The sequence below is a fragment of the Rugosimonospora africana genome (genome assembly GCF_016862975.1).
Lineage (GTDB): Bacteria > Actinomycetota > Actinomycetes > Mycobacteriales > Micromonosporaceae > Rugosimonospora > Rugosimonospora africana.
Window position 1 is genome coordinate 36353 of the sequence record NZ_BONZ01000075.1, and the last position, 17347, is coordinate 53699.

General features: G+C 68.6%; 14 protein-coding genes and 2 pseudogenes. 7 read left to right on the forward strand and 9 right to left on the reverse strand.

Features of this window, described 5'->3' with window-relative positions:
- Window positions 1–609: 609 nt before the first annotated feature.
- From Raf01_RS35215 to Raf01_RS35230, 4 genes and pseudogenes are all read left to right on the forward strand, one after another.
- Window positions 610–1978, forward strand: a pseudogene (locus Raf01_RS35215) (ISNCY family transposase); the annotation flags it as partial.
- A 188-nt stretch (window positions 1979–2166) separates the two neighbouring features.
- Window positions 2167–2862 carry a hypothetical protein gene (locus Raf01_RS35220; protein ID WP_203922425.1) on the forward strand — a complete coding sequence of 232 codons (696 nt, stop codon included), beginning with the start codon at window positions 2167–2169 and terminating at the stop codon, window positions 2860–2862.
- 56 nt (window positions 2863–2918) lie between these two features.
- Window positions 2919–4877 (forward strand): sensor histidine kinase, encoded by a 1959-nt coding sequence (locus Raf01_RS35225; RefSeq protein WP_203922426.1) that lies wholly within the window; start codon window positions 2919–2921, stop codon window positions 4875–4877.
- Window positions 4874–5545 carry a response regulator gene (locus Raf01_RS35230; protein WP_203922427.1) on the forward strand — a complete coding sequence of 224 codons (672 nt, stop codon included), beginning with the start codon at window positions 4874–4876 and terminating at the stop codon, window positions 5543–5545. Before Raf01_RS35225 ends, Raf01_RS35230 begins: the two co-directional genes overlap by 4 nt.
- 479 nt (window positions 5546–6024) lie before the next feature.
- Here the strand turns inward: Raf01_RS35230 and Raf01_RS35235 are convergent, their stop codons facing one another.
- The 4 genes from Raf01_RS35235 to Raf01_RS35250 form a co-directional block, all read right to left on the reverse strand.
- On the reverse strand, window positions 6025–6894 hold the full coding sequence (locus tag Raf01_RS35235) for an alpha/beta fold hydrolase (protein WP_203922428.1): 870 nt from the start codon (window positions 6892–6894) through the stop codon (window positions 6025–6027).
- Between the two features lie 1062 nt (window positions 6895–7956).
- Window positions 7957–8601, reverse strand: coding sequence for a response regulator transcription factor (locus tag Raf01_RS35240; protein WP_203922429.1), 645 nt, complete (start codon window positions 8599–8601; stop codon window positions 7957–7959).
- Entirely contained in the window at window positions 8598–9812 is a 1215-nt protein-coding gene (locus Raf01_RS35245) for a sensor histidine kinase (protein WP_239134232.1), read from the reverse strand. The genes Raf01_RS35240 and Raf01_RS35245 overlap by 4 nt, the downstream gene beginning before the upstream one ends.
- Window positions 9709–10317, reverse strand: a complete 609-nt coding sequence (locus tag Raf01_RS35250) for a hypothetical protein (protein WP_203922431.1) — start codon at window positions 10315–10317, stop codon at window positions 9709–9711. The genes Raf01_RS35245 and Raf01_RS35250 overlap by 104 nt, the downstream gene beginning before the upstream one ends.
- 661 nt (window positions 10318–10978) lie before the next feature.
- Between Raf01_RS35250 and Raf01_RS35255 the strand changes: the two genes are divergently transcribed.
- Window positions 10979–11377 (forward strand): nuclear transport factor 2 family protein, encoded by a 399-nt coding sequence (locus Raf01_RS35255; protein WP_203922432.1) that lies wholly within the window; start codon window positions 10979–10981, stop codon window positions 11375–11377.
- 7 nt (window positions 11378–11384) lie between these two features.
- On the opposite strand, the pseudogene Raf01_RS35260 reads toward Raf01_RS35255, so the two are convergent.
- The 5 genes and pseudogenes from Raf01_RS35260 to Raf01_RS35280 all read right to left on the reverse strand — a co-directional run bounded on the left by Raf01_RS35260 (window position 11385) and on the right by Raf01_RS35280 (window position 15635).
- Window positions 11385–12443 (reverse strand): annotated as a pseudogene (locus Raf01_RS35260) (IS630 family transposase).
- Window positions 12444–13055: 612 nt separating this feature from the next.
- Entirely contained in the window at window positions 13056–13412 is a 357-nt protein-coding gene (locus Raf01_RS35265; protein WP_203922433.1) for a hypothetical protein, read from the reverse strand.
- Window positions 13413–13553: 141 nt separating this feature from the next.
- Window positions 13554–14465: a dienelactone hydrolase family protein gene (locus Raf01_RS35270; protein WP_203922434.1), complete on the reverse strand. Its 912-nt coding sequence runs from the start codon at window positions 14463–14465 to the stop codon at window positions 13554–13556.
- A gap of 169 nt (window positions 14466–14634) precedes the next feature.
- Window positions 14635–14940 carry a recombinase family protein gene (locus Raf01_RS51000; protein ID WP_203922435.1) on the reverse strand — a complete coding sequence of 102 codons (306 nt, stop codon included), beginning with the start codon at window positions 14938–14940 and terminating at the stop codon, window positions 14635–14637.
- A gap of 188 nt (window positions 14941–15128) precedes the next feature.
- Complete coding sequence (locus tag Raf01_RS35280) at window positions 15129–15635, reverse strand: hypothetical protein (RefSeq protein WP_203922436.1); 507 nt, start codon at window positions 15633–15635, stop codon at window positions 15129–15131.
- 311 nt (window positions 15636–15946) lie between these two features.
- Between Raf01_RS35280 and Raf01_RS35285 the strand changes: the two genes are divergently transcribed.
- Together Raf01_RS35285 and Raf01_RS35290 are read left to right on the forward strand one after the other, a co-directional pair.
- Window positions 15947–16360 carry a VOC family protein gene (locus tag Raf01_RS35285; protein ID WP_203922437.1) on the forward strand — a complete coding sequence of 138 codons (414 nt, stop codon included), beginning with the start codon at window positions 15947–15949 and terminating at the stop codon, window positions 16358–16360.
- A 708-nt stretch (window positions 16361–17068) separates the two neighbouring features.
- Window positions 17069–17266, forward strand: a complete 198-nt coding sequence (locus Raf01_RS35290) for a hypothetical protein (protein WP_203922438.1) — start codon at window positions 17069–17071, stop codon at window positions 17264–17266.
- Window positions 17267–17347 lie beyond the last annotated feature (81 nt).

Sequence of the window (17347 nt, forward strand, 5' to 3'; positions counted from 1 at the left end):
GGGCCCGGCTGGTGGCCGCCGAACACGCCGCCGTGTACCTGCCGAGAATGCATCCGGGCAGCTCACGCGGCGTCCTCGTATTGTGAAGGACCGACGCGGCTGCCGGCGTGGCAGCGGCGCTCGTCTTCTTCACCGGCCTACTCGCCCACGAGGTCTCCCACGCGATCGTTGCCCAACGCGCTGGCGCGAATCACGACGGTGATCGGCTCGCCGACGAGCGGACATCGACGAGTAGGGCGAACAACCCGCACCGAAGGGTCACCCCGCCGACGAGCGGGCGCACAGGAAGAGCTCAGCCCCGGGCTGGCGGGACTCAGGCTTCTGAGGACCATGCCGCCAGGCGGCGGAGCACCATCAATAGCTGCGTCGTGTGTAACCGCTACCGGCCGCTCCGGAACCGTCGCTGTACCGACTGCCAGGGACTATCAGTCCACGACCAACGTTGACTGCGAGCCGATCGGAGTAGCTGGGGCGGACTAGCTGCTTCGACCGAAAAAAGTAGATCGATGATCGTCGGCGTGTCCGGTCGAGTCGCGCATGCCGGTCCGTCACGATGGTGGGTGACAGGAAGTCGTTGCTGCGCAAGCGAACTCGCGAGGAGTTGCGGCCATGCTGCGGACGCGAGACGCGCAGCCGTCGTTGTGGGAATCGGTTTGCCGGAGGTGTACCTGCGGCTGCCGGTGCAGCTGCCACGGGTAGATGCGTGGCTGGACGATGAGCGGTTCTTCACGCCGTTCGTTTGCGCACTTCTCCGCTCGGATGGGCCGGCCGTCCGTGCCGATGGAAACGTATCTGCGGCTGATGTTCCTCAAGCACCGCTACCAGCTCGGATACGAGTCACTGTGTGCGGAGGTGTCCGACTCGATCTCGTGGCGGCGATTCTGCCGGATCGACATCGACGAACGGGTACCGCACCCGACGGCACTGATGAAGATCACCACACGTTGCGGCGAACAAGCAGTGGCTGCGCTCAATTGAGCAACTCCTCGCGACAGCGGTCGAAGCGCGGGTGGTGAAGACGGGAAAGTCCGCGCCGACACCACCGTGGTGTCGGCGAACGTGAAATACCCGACCGACTCCGGCCTCCTCGCGAGCGCGGTCGTGAAGATCGGCCGCGTGGTGCGGCGGATCAAGGCGGCCGCAGCGGCGTCCCGCACGAGGTTTCGTGACCGGGGCCGGGCCGGCGCCCGCCGGGTCCGCAGGATCGCCTCGACGCTACGGCTGCGCGGCGCCGAGGCACGGCAGGAGACTCAGGCCACGGTCTTCCGCATCACTGGCGAACTGGCCGCGCTGGTCGACAGGGCCGCCACCGAGACGACCGCGGTGGCCCGCAACGCCCGCAGGTTCCTGCGGGCGTTGCACATCAACGGACGTGCCCGTGGCCGGCTGGTCCGTGCGGTCAACGAATTGGACACCCTCCTCGTTCGGGCCGCGCGGCTGACCGCTCAAGCCCGCGTCCGGCTCGGTGGCGGCAAGCCCGATTCGGCCACCCGTCTGGTCAGCCTGCACGACCCGCAGGCTCGGCCGATCCGCAAGGGCCGCATCGACCGGCCCGTCGAGTTCGGCTATTAAGGCCCAGGTCGTCGACAACGCCGACGGCGTCGTCCTGGACCACAACGTCGAAGAAGGCAACCCGGTCGACGGACCGCAACTGGAGCCAGCGATTCGCCGCATCCACCACCGCACCGGCCGAGTTCCCCGCGCCGTCGCCGCGGATCGCGGCTATGGCGAGGCCCGCATCGAAACCCAGCTCCACGAACTCGGCGTCGAGCGGGTCGCCATCCCGCGCAAAGGCACCACCGGCGCCAACCGCCGAAAACACGAGCAACGCCCCGCGTTCCGACGGCTCGTCAAATGGCGCACCGGCTGCGAAGGCCGCATCAGCCACCTCAAACACCGCAATGGCTGGAACCGCGCACGCCTGACCATCCTCACCGGCACCCGAATCTGGTGCGGACACGGCATCCTCGCCCGCAACGGTTACCGGGTCAGGTTCGACACGGGCTGGGGTCGACCCACCGCACGGCCAAGGACCTTCTGGCGGTCTCGGTCATCTCCTGAATCCCGGTCACGGCCGGGACACCGCGCCGATGTGCCCGGGACACTGCCGGCCGCACCGTCTCCCTGTTGCCGTGATCCGCGCGGCACCTTGGGAACGGAGACCTGATGAGCACCACCACCGCAACAACTGCCGTGCCGGCGCCGGTCAAGGCCCGGCTCACCTCGCCCGTGACCGGCTGGACGTACGCCGGTCGCACCGGGGCGGCGATCACCCTGGTCGCCTCCGGCCTACTCTGGTTCGCCGCCGATGTGATCGGGTTCGGCCAGGACCATATGACGTACCTGGCCTCGCACCGCACACTGGCGGGCCTCGGGGTGACGGCCGACATCCTCGCGGTGCCGTTCCTGCTCGGCAGTGTTGCCGTATGGCTGCTGATGGCCCGGCGCGCGTCGCCCAAGCTCGCCTGGATCGGCGCGATCCTGTTGGTCTTCGGCCTGACCGGCCAGGCGATGATCGAAGGCGTCGAGACGATCGGTTACACGGTCGCGCAGGGCGACAAGATCAACCACACGACCTTCGTGGACGTCACGAATCACCTGGTCGGGCTACCCGGGGTCGTCTTCATGGCCATGTTCTTCATCGGGGCAAGCCTCGGTATCGTCATCGCAATGGTCGCCGTATGGCGCAGCCGCGCCGTCCCCCGCGCCGCCGCTGTGCTGCCCGTCGCGTTCCAGGTCGCACAGACGGTCGGCGTGCCGTTCCCGGCCACCGCGCTGGTGCTCCTCGGTTTGGTGTGGATGGCGATCGCGGTGGTGCGCACGCCTGGGCGAAGCGTCGAAGCGGTGCCGGTGACGCCGTGACCGGAACAGACATCCACCTGGTAGGCGCTGCGCCCGAGGGGGGTGCGGCGCCTACCGTGGCTGCCTTCCGCGGCGAGCCGGGCCTGCGCGGCCGGGTCGCGGTCGGGTTGGCCGTGCTGGCGGCGGCAGCCTCAGTGCTGTGGGGTGTTCTTGCGGCCGGCAATGGCCGCACGATGACCTGGCTGATCGCCGAGCATGAACCGCTCGGGGCCCTCGCCGGCGTGTCCTGCGGCGTGGTCGGTGCGGTGGTGATCCTGCACCGGCCCGGCCACGCGCTGGGCTGGCTACTGGTCGCCGAGGGCCAACTGCAGGCGCTCAGCGCGATGCTCGCCGAGTACGCCGCCCATCGACCGGCGTTGCCACTGACGGGGATCGCCTCATTCATTGGCGGCTATGTCTGGCTGCCGGGCATGGCAGCAGCGGCCGGGCTGCTCACGCCGCTGTTCCCGGACGGCCGCCCGGCCTCGCAACGGTGGCGCCCGATGGTGTGGGTCGCCGCGGCGGCGGTCGCCCTGGCCAGCGTGGCGTTTCTGTTCGTCCGCGACGCGTCAAACCCGCCGGCGATCCCGGCGGCACTCGCCACGGCCGGCCTCCTCGCGTCGCTGGCCTGCGGGATCATCGGCGCGCTGGGCCTGCTGCTGAGGATGGTCCGTGCCAACGGGTCCGAACGCCGCCGCATTGGCTGGTTCTTCACGGCGTTCGCTGTCGTGGTGGCCGCGCAGGTGATACCGGTCAGTGCGCTCGTACCGACATTGGCGGCCGGTCTGGTACCGGTGGCGCTGGGCGTGGCCATGGTCCGTCACCGGTTGTTCGACGGCGACCGGCTACTCAACCGGACCCTGGTCTACTCGATCCTGACGGTGCTGGTCGCGGGGGTCTTCGGGCTCGCCGTCGGTGTCGCGTCCAACGCGCTGGGCGGACGCGGCACCGGCGCCGTCGTCGCCGCCGTCGTCATCTCCCTCGGCCTGGCCCCGACGCGCGGCGCGGTGCAGCATGCCGTCGACCGCCTGCTCTACGGCCGGCGACGCGATCCGTATGAGGCACTGACCGGACTTGCCCGGCAGCTATCCACCGCGATCGCCCCCGACGACGTGCTGCCGACCATGGTCTCCACGATCGCCGGTGCACTGCGGCTACCGCACGTCGCGATCACCCTGGCCGGAGAGCAGGCACCCGCGGCGACGCACGGTCACCAGATCGGTGCCACCGCGGACCTGCAGCTGCACCATACGGGCGAGGTTGTCGGGCAGCTCACCATCGGGCTGCGGCCTGGTCAGCGGTTTCTCGATCCGGGCGACGAGCGCCTCCTGCGCGAGGTCGCGCGGCAGGCCGGTGTGGCGGTGGCGGGCGTGCGACTCACTCACGAGCTGCGCCGCTCCCGCGACGCACTCGCTGTCGCCCGTGACGAGGAGCGTCACCGCATCCGGCGCGACTTACACGACGGGCTCGGCCCGACGCTGGCCGGCGTGGCACTGGGCATCGGCGCCGCGCGCCGCTCCGTCGCCGCCGCCGCACCGGAGACCGCGGAGTTGCTCGGCCACCTCGAAGGCGAGGTCCGCGACAGTCTCGAGGATGTCAAAAGGCTCGTCGCCGACCTGCGACCGACCACGCTCGACCAACTCGGACTCATCGAGGCTCTGCGCCAGTACGCGCAGACGGTGACCCGCCGCAGCCAGGGCGGGCTCAAGGTCCACGTCGACGCGGCCGGGTTGCCCGCCCTGAACGCAGACGTCGAGATCGCCGCGTACCGCATCGTGCTGGAGGCCGTCACGAACACCACCCGGCACGCCCGCGCAGGCCAGTGTCTGATCGACGTGTCCGCCGCCGACGGTCAACTGCGTCTGGCCATACATGACGACGGGGTCGGCCTGCACGCCACACCGCAGCGGCCCGGACTGGGCCTGCGCTCGATGGCCGAGCGGGCAACCGAGCTCGGCGGTTCCTGCACCGTCGCCGCGGCCGCCACCGGCGGAACCCTCGTCACCGCCCTGCTCCCCCTGACGAGGGCCGAATGAACGCCATCAACGTGCTGATCGCCGACGACCATCCGGTGTTCCGACACGGGCTGCGCGCCGCGTTGGCCGACGCGCACGGCATCACCGTCGTGGGCGAGGCGACCACCGGAGACGCGGCGGTCGCACAGGCCATGGCCCTTTGCGCCGACGTGGTGCTGATGGACCTGAACATGCCCGGCATGAACGGCATCGACGCCACCCGCGAACTGGCCGACCTCGCACCACGCGTCGCCGTACTGGTGCTGACCATGTTCGACAACGACGAATCCCTGTTCACCGCGATGCGCGCCGGCGCCCGCGGATACCTCGTCAAGGGCGCCGAACAGGAACAGATCACCCGCGCCATCGAGGCCGTCGCCTCCGGTGAGGTCGTCTTCGGCGCAGGCGTGGCAAGCCGCGCACTCGCCTATTTCGCCACCGCCGGGGCGCCCGGCCGGGCGGCGCGCCCGTTCCCCGAATTGACCAACCGCGAAATCGAGGTACTGCAACTGATCGCGGAGGGATTCAACAACACCGACATCGCACGGCGACTACACCTGTCCGACAAGACGATCCGCAACAACGTCTCGAACATCTTCACGAAACTGCGCGTCGAGGACCGGGCACAGGCCATCGTCCGCGCCCGGCGAGCCGGCCTCGGCGAACCCCCCGCACACGCCCAGCCGTAGCACACGGCTCAGCCGCGAACACATCAAACGACGCGATCGACGACCGGAAGGGCAAGTGGATGCGACGGGGACCAACTCTCGTTCAAGGGCATCTACGCGCGCGACCTGCGTATCTTCAACACAGCGCTGTCCGACCACCTGTACAGCACCTACCTGGCTCGCCAGGTCGCTTCGGCCTACGACCACGACCGCAACACCTGGGACGCCTACGGTCTCCACTGGAGCGGCCCGCTGGACAGCACGGACGCCGGGCGCCAGCAAAGCGGTCCGGACCTGCTGAACTCCGCGTGCAATCGCTTGACCCGAGGAATGTGCCAACGCTGAGGAACGTCCGCCCCAGTGAGGATCTGCTGCACTGGTGGTCGAAGCGCCAGATATTGGTGTCGCTTGCCGGCCAGTTCGACACCGAGACGTAGGAACTGCTCGTGACCGCCCCGGAGAGGCACCCCGTAGCTGGTTGTCTCACCCGGGATACCCGATCAGCGCTGAAAGGTGGCAATCAGGTCGCCGACCCGGGCCGGTTCGTCGACTTGCACGTAGTGTCCGGCGTTGGGCAGGAGGTGCCGCTCGCTGTGCGGGAACAGGGTGGCGAATCGGTGGGCCACCCGAGGGTTGAGCGAGCGGTCGCGAGCGCCGAAGATCACCCGCACCGGCGGCTGGAAGCAACGCATGTCGCCGATGCGCCGGCGGCGGCTGATCACCGCACCGAGCAGGTCGTCGTTCAGACGCCAGAAAGCCGGCTGCGCCCGAAGGTACCGGGGATAGAACTCGTCCACGAGCGGTCCGCGGATCGCCGGGTCAACGACGAACCGGCCCACCTGCCACCGATACAGACGGCGATCCAGTTCCGGCCAGCGCCGTGCCGCCGCGCGGGCCAGGGAACGCAGCACCGGCGTGGAGTAGAGCGCGATGGCCGGCGGCCGCCGCAGGCTCGGGATCCAGTGGTAGTAGGTGTTGAGCAGCACCAGCCCGGCGACCCGGCCGGGATTGGCCAGCGCCCAGTCGATGGCCGGCGGCCCAGAGGCATCGTGCGCCACCAGCACAACCCGATCGGCGTCCACGTGATTACCCACGGCGTCGATGACCGCGGCGAGGTCGCCGGCCTGGTTGGTCGCGGTGTACGGGTAGCCGGCCGGCTTGTCCGACCGGCCCCAGCCGAGGAAGTCGAACCGGACCACCGGAACCCGGCCCGCCAGGTGCGGCATGAGCCGGTCATAGAGGTGCAGGCTGTCCGGGAAGCCGTGCATCAGGATCACCGGTGCTCCGGCACCAGGCGTCACCTCGGCGTGTATGCGGTGCGATCCACGAGCCACGCTCAGCACCCGCATTGCCTGCGTCGTCGTGCCCATCGATGCCCTCCGCAAGCATGCGCGAAGCAACTCCCGCGTAGCGGAGCGCGTTGCGCCAGCAGACCAAGCAGTGAGGATCGGACGGTCGACAGCGTCGGGTGCTTCCCGGATCGCCACGTCAGTGCCCGACCTGTTCATTGTCGAACATTTCCGGGCTCGGAGAGCGTCATTCGCCGGTCTCGCCGTCGGCCGATTCGCGGGCGGCTGTCCAGCGATGACGCTCGGCGCGACCGTGCTTTGGCGACCGGTGCACCTGGCCGCAAGACCGGCCCAGACGCACCGGGTCCAATCCGGGGCACTGCCCCTCGGCGAGTCCGAGCACCTCGCCCGGCATTCCGAGCCCCCGCCGCAGCCGTTCAACTCCGCAAGATCATCAAGAATCGCGGGCATTTCCGGCGCCGACGGGTTCCTCACCGACTGGTTCTGCGACGAGACCTGCGTGGCGGCCAACCCCGGGCACACAAGGGAGTGCGCGACGCACGGCAACCTCTTGCACGACAACGAACTGATCTCCGGATACACCGGCGCGCCCATCCCCGCCTGCCATCTGTTCGTCGGCGACAACGACTACCCGGGCGAGGCCGGGTGCGACAACGGCCGGCAACCCCGGGTACGGCCAGGTCCAACCACGGCCCTTCGGCTTGAAAGGTTGTCGAGCCTGGCGAGGAGTTCAGCACGGTCTGGCCGCTGCCAGCACAGCTCGCTGAGTCCCAGGCCAGTTTGGCAGATCGGGCAGTTGGATCGGCAGCCGTCATCCGCCCGCTCGTCCTGCCGGCATCGCAACGCTGGATTCGGCTGCTATCTCGATGAGCTGCACCGTCTCGCCGGGGCGGGAGACCATCGCGAGGTGGCCGGAAGAGACCTCGATGGTGGTTGCGCCCATGCGGGTGGCGAACTTGCGCTGCCCCTCCGGCGGGATCGCGTGGTCCTCGCTGGCGACCAGGTACCAGGAGGTAACGACTTCCAGACCGGGATGCCCATCGGGTCAGACAAGCACGAGACTGCGATCGGCTGCTGCACGGCGTGCAGAGCCGGCCTACATCGCGCCCCCGGCTGAGCACATCAGCGGATGAAGCCACTTTCGTAGGCCGCGATGACGGCTTGGACCCGGTCCCGGACGCCGACCTTCGCCAGCACGTTGCGCACGTGGGTCTTCACAGTCTCCACTCCGAGGAACAGCTCGTCCGCGATTTCGGAGTTGGACCGGCCCTGCGCGACCAGGCGCAGGACCTCGGCTTCGCGGTCGGTGAGGTTGGCTTCGGCGAGTCTGCGGCCTTCCGGCCCGCCGCGGCGCGTGGCGAGCCTGCGGATGGCGGCGGGGAAGAGCAGTGACTCGCCGTTGTGCACCACGCGGATCGCCTGGATGAAGTCGTCGGCGGTGGAGCGTTTGAGCAGGAACCCCCGTGCACCCGCCTGCAGCGCGTCGTAGACGTACTCGTCGTTCTCGAACGTGGTCACCACGATGACCGCCGGGCCGCCGCCGTCGAACCGACCGAGCTGCCTGGTAGCCGCGATCCCGTCGACGCGCGGCATCCGGACGTCCATCAGCACGATGTCGGGACGCGTCCGTCGGGCTTGCGCGACCACGGCCGCGCCGTCATCCGCCTCCCCAACCACGATGAGGTCGGGTTCGGACTCCAGGATCGCCCGCAGGCCCCGGCGGACGAGCGGCTCGTCATCGGCCAGCAGGACCCTGATCTGGCTCACCGCGGGGCCTCGCGACCAGCGCGGCGGTGGGGCCCATCACCCTGTTGCCAGGCGGCCGGATGGGCGTGATCGGGTGGGGCCGGGCGGACCGGCAGGACCACGCGAAGCGTCCACGCCGCGCCGTGCCGGCCGGCGGTGGCGGTGCCGCCGAGAGCGGCGGCGCGTTCGCTGATCCCGCCCAGCCCCCGGCCCCCGCGGCCCGCCCGCGGGCCGACCGGGTTGCCGAGCCGGATGTCGAGGGTGTCACGGCCGAGCGACAGGCGGAGCTTCCCCGTGCCGTCAGCCGAGTACTTCAACGCGTTGGTCAGACCTTCCTGCACCACCCGGTATGCCTCCCGGCTGATCAGCGCGGGCAGCAGGGACAGGTCACCGGACACGGCCGCATCGACGGCCAGTCCGGACGACCGGGCCGTGGCGAGGAGGCCGTCGAGGGAGCCCAGATCCGGCGTTGGCGTCGCGGCGGGGCGCTGCGTCTCGTCGCGCAGCAAGCCGAGCATGTCGTCGAGTTCCGCCGCCGCTCGGCGCGAGACCGCCTCGATGGTCCCGAGCGCGTCGGCGGCGAACCCGGGATCGCGCCCGATGAGCCTGCGGGCCGCGGCAGCCTGCACGCTCACCACCGACAGGGCATGCCCCACGCTGTCATGGATCTCGCGGGCGATCCGGTTGCGTTCGGTGGCGCGGACTGCGGCGGCCTCCAGGCGCTGCAGGCGCTCGGCATAGGACGGCCCCAGCAGGACCGGCCCGAGACGGCCCAGGAACCGGCCGGTCAGCAGCGTGCCGAGCAACGTCGCCGCCGCGGCCGGGAGCGTCCACCAGCTGCCCGCCATCGCGATCAGCGCCAGCACGGCACCGACGACCGCGGCGCCGGTGAACACGTGCAGGAGGAACCACCCCAGCGTCCGCAGGCGTTGGGGCCAGCTGCTGGCCGGCCCCGGCAGTCCGTCCCTGAACTCGACGGCCAGCAGACTCTGCACCGCCATGCCCTCGACCTGCCGCACCGCCGGGACCAGGCCCACTAACAGCGGCCCGCCGACGAGCACCACCCCGGCGAGAACCGTCACCCACACCGGAGGGCCGGCCGCCGCCATCAGGAAAACAATAGTGAAGTCAGTGACACCGAGCGCCAGCGCGAGCGCCGCGCCGGTCAGCACGAACACCGCCCGCAGGTAGCTTTCCGGCGCCAGCAGCAACCTCAGCACCGAACGCAACATGCTCACGGCTCTCACCCTGCCATCCGCCACGGCGGCGGCGCCTCCAGTAGCTTACCGTCACCGCTGCCAGCAGCGGGCCCCACAGTAGCAACGGCGCGTAGGCCGCGACCGCGACGAGTCCCTTCCAGTCGCCGAAGCTCACCGGGGCATCCTGAAGCTGCGGGCGACCGTCGATGCGCAGCCCCAGCGACAAGGTCACCGCCACCCACGTCCACAGCAGCGTCAGCACGGCCGCGCCCAGCGCGGCGGGGACGACCGCGACCAGGGTCGGCACCCGCCGCCCGCGCAGCACCGGAACCCAGCGCGGGAATACCTCGCCCCAGGTGGAAATCAATCCCACCGCAGTGAACGCGAGCAATTCGGAGACGATGGACAGCAGTATCACGTACAGCCAGAGCGGCAGTCCCGGCACCCCTGAGGAGGTGACGCCGGAGAGAACATCGCCGCGCACGATCGGCACGTGGAAGGTGCACGTGGCGATCCGCCACAGGCTGGCGGGAAGCACGGTAAACGGAACAGCACAGGCTGCGACCCGGGCCCACCGGGGAACCCCCGCCGCGGGGGCGTGAGCGGCCACCCAGGCCGCCCGGATCCCCCCGGCAGGCGGCGCCCCCCGCCCGGTAGCGGGTGTCTTTGTCACTGTCGTCATCGGATTCCTTCCGTGGATACTCCGGCCTTCAGGCCAGGCCAGGATGTCCGGCCGCCGTACTCCCACAGTGCCGAGCTATTGCCCCGCATTCATCACTGGCCGGAGGGAATCTGCTCCCTCCGGCGAGGGATCTCGCACCGTTCCTAGTGTCCCGTGAGTCTGTTTGTGTTACTTCGGTTTGGTTGACGCCGGCCCGGTGTTGACCGAGAAGCAGGTGGTAACGATGCTCGCGGGGCGTCATTGCGACGCTTGCTCACGGGGACGGGGTGGCAGACGGATGGCAGAACGCCGTGCCTGGCATGCCGGGACGGCGGACTCGACCGTGGTTCCATTACTGCTGGTGAATAGCAGGACGAAGACCACGGCAGGCCCAGGTGTGTCGAAGGGGATCCGGGGCCGAGCGGGTGAGCCGGCTGGTGGCCACCGCTGGGCGTTGCGACGTCTCCGCGTTTGTGGGGCCGGCGCGGCGGGTCCGATGTCGGTTATCTTCCTGAAGGCGAGGCTGAGGGAGGATCAGTTGGACGGCACGATGGCACAAGCGATCACGCGCCACTTCGAGGCGATCGGCAACGACGAACTGCTGGCCGGCGAGATCTACGCCGACGATGCCGTTCTCGAGTACGTCCAGAGCGGCGAACGTATCCGCGGTAAGGCGAACATCGTCGCCTCACGTCAGGCATACCCGGGACGACCCGCCGCGTTCGAGCTTCATCGTTGTGTGGGTACCCCTGACCTACAGGTCGTCGAGCTCACGCTCCGATTCGACGGCGACGACCCCCACCCGGTTGTGGCGATTATGGAATTCCGCGGCGGGAAGACGGTCCGGGAACGGATCTACATCGCCGAGCCTTGGGATCCTCCCGCATATCGCGCGCGCTGGGTCGAACCGATCGACTGCGATCGCAGCGAATTCTGACGGCGTCTTAACTCTGGTTGTTGTCGACGAGTTGCCTGAGGCTGGTCTGGACCAGGCGGACCTTGGCGAGGATCTCGTCGGCTGTGGCGGTCCATGCGAACGGCTGGGCGTCAGTGTTCCAATGCGCGACGTAATCGCGGATGCGCGTGATGAGAGCGTTGACTGAGGTGAAGGTGCCACGGCGGATCGACCGGCGGGTGATGATCCCGAACCAGATTTCGATCTGGTTCAACCAGCTGGATCCGACTGGAGTGAAGTGGAACGTGATGTTTGGATTGACGGCCAGCCACGCCTTGACGTCCGGGGTGGTGTGGGTAGACAGGTTGTCCAGCACCACATGGATCTCTTTACCGGTGTGGGGCCTGACGGCGTCGCGAAGGAATTGCAGGAACCGTCGCCCGGTGCGTTCGGGGTAGCAGGTAGCGGTCACGCGTCCCGAGCGCACGTCCAGGGCGGCGAACAGGTTGGTGATGCCATGGCGCTGGTATTCGTGAGTGCGTTGCTCCGTGACACCGAAGTCCAACGGCAGCAACGGCTAGCTGCGGTCCAATGCCTGGATCTGGGTCTTCTCGTCGACCGATAGGACCACCGCCCCGCCAGGAGGGTCGAGGTACAACCCGACCACATCGGCGACCTTGTCCGCGAAGCGCGGGTCCCGCGACAGTTTGAACGTGCCCTGCCGGTGCGGTCTGAGATCATTGTCCCGCCACAGCTTCGCAACGTAGTGCCAGGACACCGACACTCTCTCAGTGCGCCTGAGATAGTTGGCCATCTCCCGGCTCGACCAGTGTGACAACCCGGTATCCGCGGGCGGTGTCATACGGGTCAATGCCAAGATCCGCGCCGCTACCCAGCCCGGCACTTGCTCTCGCCCAGCACCACGCGGATCGTCATGCAACCCGTCCAGTCCCCGTTCGAGGTACCGCCTGACCCAACGATCCACAGTGGGCAGTGACACCGCAGCTAACTCGCCGACATCCTTACGACGCCGGCGCTCGGCCGTCCACAACACGATCCGCGCCCGAGTCGCAACCGTCGCCGACACATCCCGACTGTTGATCAACATCCGCAGCTCTACGGAGTGTTCCTCGGTCAACACCACGCCAGCATCAGCCACAACCCCGAGTAACGCAAACAGGATCACGGAACACTAGTGAGCTAACAGGAGTGTGTCCTGGGTAGCCGGCGGCCCCGAACGGTCTTGGGCTGCCTGGTTGCCGCCGGGGCCCGTCTGGGCGGTCCGGTCTTACGCCTGGTTGGCTGCCGGACGTCCGTTGGGGTAGCGGGTTTCCTGGGTGCGGGCTTCGACGTCGGTGCGGCCCTGGTTCGCGTCTGGGTTGACCGTGCCGCCTCCACCGGGGCGGATAGGTTCCCTGTGACGCGACGCCGGGCCCGGACTCAACGGCCGCACGCCCAACGTCTGGCCATACGACACCGACGGCAACTTCATCCAGGGCCGCCGGCCCGACCCGGACCGGTCGCCGGCCGGCGATACTCCGATCGCGAGCGCTACCGGGCTGCCCGGCGCCCGCCGACCACGTGGCCGGCATCCAGGTCCCGCCGTTGGTGATCGCCGGGTCCGACACCTTCCCGCGGCTCATGACCGCGGCAGAGCAGGTGGTACGGGCCGTGCCCAGCGCTCGCTACCTCTCGCTTGGGCTGGTGAGGGCGGTACCGGTCATCGGGGCTCGGTCTGTGGCGCCGGGATACCCACCGTGAGTTCGTCCAGCAGCGCGAGGTTTGCCCGGATCCGCTCGGCCGCGCAGTCCGAGTCAAACACCTCGCTGTCGTACGAGACGTAGCCATACACGCGGTCCTCCTGCCGCACCGTCCACAGCAGAGGCAGCGGTACCGGCCGCGCGGGTTGCTGCCCCTCGGCCAGCGCCACGAACCGGAGCACCGGATCGGCGACCGTGTTCGGGAGGTCCACCCGGGGAATGAACTGAAATGCCGGCCAGACCCGCTCATTCGCGCCGGGCTTCGCCAGTGCTGCGGCGACCGCCGGGGCGACACCCAGTACCCCAGCAGCGTCCATCCCTCCGGGCCGATTAACGGTCCTGACCGCAACTGGCGAGCGCCGCGAGCGTCGAGCCACTCCCCGCCCACCGGAAGCCGCGGCAGCGGGTCGGAAACCGGGTCGCCGAGGCGCGGCACAGGCCGGCCGCAGCAGGCCGGGTCAGAGCCAGGTCGCCAGGAACGCGAGCGCCTCAGCGCGCATGCCATCGGTTTCGATGTGTCCACAGTGGTAGCGCGACAGCCGCCAGGCGTCCGGCGCGTCCAGCGCGGCGTAGACCCGCCGCAACTGCTCGTCGATGACATCAAGGCCATCGTCCGGGGTGAGCGGGTCGTACCGGCCGGCCAGCCCCAGGTGCGGTCGCGGCGCAATGAGCGCGTTGATGCCGGCGGTGGTGAAGCGGGTGAGAAGGCGCGGCACATAGTAGTAGACGCCGTGCCGGTCCAGCCCCCCGGCGCGGATCAGCGCCTGGTAGTCGGTCAGGCAGCAGATGTCAACGCAGACAGCGATCCGGGTGTCCAGCGCCGCCGTCCACCACGCCATCGTGCTGCCCATGGACATGCCGAGGATGGCGATCCGGCCGGTGTCCACATCGGAGCGTGAAGCCAAGTAGTCCACGGCCCTCAGACTGTCGTACACCATCATCCCCCACAGCACCTGGCCGTGCCAGATCATCACCTTGAACAGCTCGTCGAGGCTGCGGCCGCGGCGCTCGCCGAAGCCCCACATGTCCAGACACAGCGCGGCGTACCCGGCCCGGGTCAGCGCGTGCGCGTACGGTGGAGTCCTCAACTCGGGTCGCCCGCGCAGCAGCTCCTCCTTGCCGATCGTGAGGTCGCCGCCGTGCGCGTGGGTGTAGAGCACGACCGGCAGCCGGTCGCGCTCCCGGTCGACGGGCTTGACGAAGCAGGCCGGCACGGGCTCGATGCCGTTGAGGTCGAGCAGCAGCCGGTGTACCTCGTACCCGGGATAGTGCTCGATCGCGACGACGGTGGCAGTCGGGGTGGTGTCGAGGTCCGGCAGGTCGCCCAGCAGGGCTCGAAGCTCGGTGCGTCGCGCTGTCTGGCTGTCCATGCCAACATCATGCGACTGCCTCGGACGGCAGCGCGACGCCGGCCGGCGGCTGGCACCGCCATCGGGTCACAGCAGCGACGCCGAGTCCCGATCGAGGTACAACGTCGCGGAGGCCACGGTGCGCAGGCTGAAGGCCGGGCGGTCCGGCGACACCGGGCTCGTCAGCTGCTCACCGTCTCCAACGGCGAGATGCTGATCGGGTCCGGTGCGGCCGCCGGCGTACGCGAGATCGTCTCGTCAAGGACCGCACGGACCTTCGGATGCAGCACCTCCACACTGACCCATCACGGGCCAGCAACGCCGGAAGCCACTGGGTGCAGAACCGGGCCAAACGGTCCTGACCAGTCACCCTGACCATCGTGAACTCGCCGGCCACCCCGGCCTTCAGCAGTCGGGCCAATCCCGGCCGGTCCTCACGCAGTCCAGACGCCTTGTCCTTCCTGTCAGGGACCTGCGGCAACTCTTCCTCCAGCATTCCGTCCCTGTCAGTGGAAGAAGGTCTTCACCTCGTACGTGTACTTGTTTCCCCAGGCGAGTATCGGCGATCGCACCACGAGCGGCAGCGCATTCACGTCGCTGGCCCATAACACAAAGCCGGACATCAGGCATGTGCCCAGTTGCCGTCAGTGTGGTTCGACAGGTTTGGCCTTGCGATCCGACGGCTCAGGGGGTGGCGTCGGCTCGGTTGGTGTGATCTTTCGTGGCTGACCGCAGCTGCGCCAGAAGTACTTCGAATGGTTGGGTCCGACGCAGCGCAGAGCACCAAAGTGGCAGCGTGACCGTACCGCCATCGGTCAAGGTCAGACGGACCGTTTCGCCGTTGAGCGGACGACCCTTGCGCATCTCGAGCTGCTGCGGCATGACCTCGAAGCCTGCGACCGCAGCCAGGGGCACCGAGCCGGTGGGCGTCACGAACCGGCGCGGCTTGCCTGGGGCACGCCAGCTGATCTTCTCGGACGTAACCTCCACCCAGCACTTGCCTGGCAACGACAGCAAACGGAAGAAAAGAACGACGAACCCCACGGCGAGGAAGACGTACAGCCCGACCGCGACGGCGTGCGCGTCGCGGTCGATAGCTAGCCTGACAATAAGGGCGAGGAACAGGAAGAACACGCCGTTAACCGCGAGACGCTTCGAGATGGTCGCGCTGTTGACCTGATGGATCTTCACCGCGCTACCTCCCCGAACGTCATCACGTCCGGACGAGTTTCCGCTACTCATGATCGGTCGTCAAGACCGGACAGGGCCCGGTCCGCGGTCAGCGTTTCTGCTGGGCATGGAGGCGGAGGCGCCGGGCGACCGTAATGGACCTGCTGTCCGGGTATGCCCGTGGGTGGACTCCCGCAGCAGGATGCCCAAGGTGGCCGCGGGCTGGATGGCGAAACAGGCGACCGAATCGATCAGGATTCGAGAAGCGCCGGTCAGGGAGGCGTCCGTAGCGTGCCATGTGCATGACCGCCACGTATCAAAGGAGACAAGGCATGAAAGCGCATGTGAGTTCGATCCTCCTCGGCGTCCGCGACATGGATCGCTCCAAGCGGTTCTACACAGAGGGTCTCGGCTGGAAGGTTGAGCAGGACTACGGCGTCTCGGTGTTCTTCGTCTCGGACGGCGGCTCGCTCGTTGGCTTCTACGGCCGCGAGGGCCTGGCCTCCGAGGTGGGCGCGAGTCCGGAGGGCAGCGGGTTCAGCGGGCTGGTCCTCAAGTACGTAGTCCGCAGCGAAGCGCGGGTCGACGAAATCATCGCGGAGGCTGAGAAGGCCGGCGCCACGATCCTCAAGCCCGCCGCCAACAAGCCGTGGGGTGGGTACGGCGGTTCCTTCGCCGACCTGGACGGCTACATCTGGGACATCGGTTACAGCGCCCAGGGAAAGGACCAGCCCTACGCGGAGTAGTCGCCAAGGAGAAATTCTGGCGAGTGCTGGCGACTCGACCCCGGCCGATCACGGTCGTTCGGCCTCGACGCGGGAATCGCGTCGAGGCCGAACGAGCGTCTCATCATCCGGCCGGGCCGCGGTCACCTGGACCCTGTGACCGTCGCACGGGAAGCTCACCTCGCTGACCGCGCGCGGCAACGCCCTGCTCCGCCGGGCGGCACGTCTGGCAAGCAAAGGCTGATCGACTCTCAGCATTCCCCCAGTGGTTCCGTGTGTCGCACGGACTCAGCGCGACATCTTTGCTCGCGCTGATCCGCTCGGGGTTCGTCGGAAATTCTCAACGTCACGGAGGTAGGAGTGATGCCAGCACTGAAGAAGTGCCCGACGAGGTCCGTGAGCCGTCCGTACGCCGCTCGGAGAATGGCCGAGTTCTCGGTGACGTAAAGGTCTGCACCTCGAGCGGGTGTATCCGCAACTGGTGAAGCGTCAGCCCAAGGGCACCCCGACCTCGGCCGCCTGTCGCAACCACTCGAGCTCCTGGATTCGTGATGTGAGCGCCGGCCACGCCGACCTGTCCGCGAAAGCTTCGATGGCTCGATCCGGGCCAAGAGCTGCGGCCTACCGGACGGCGATGCGACACCAGCGCTCCGCGTGCTTCCGGCAGGATGAGCACCGGCGCAGTTTCGCAGCTGTGGCCCGTGCTGGGCCCCGGTCAAGGTAGGTCTGATGCTCGACGACATGCAAGTTCTGCGCCGTGCGGTGGCGTCCTACCGGACGGCGGCGATGGCCGCTGGCGTTCCGTGCCCCGCCGACGGTGACCGGGACGACGGGCCCTCTCTCGACGCGCTGTCGCGGGTCTTCGACGTGGACCACATCGACGAACAACCGATCTCGCTCAGCTCCAGGGGCTTGCCGTATGAGTAGGTACTGGCCGGCGGCATGCGTCCGCTGCCGTTGTCGACCATCACTGAAGTTCCACGGAACACGACCTCACCCAGTCGCGCC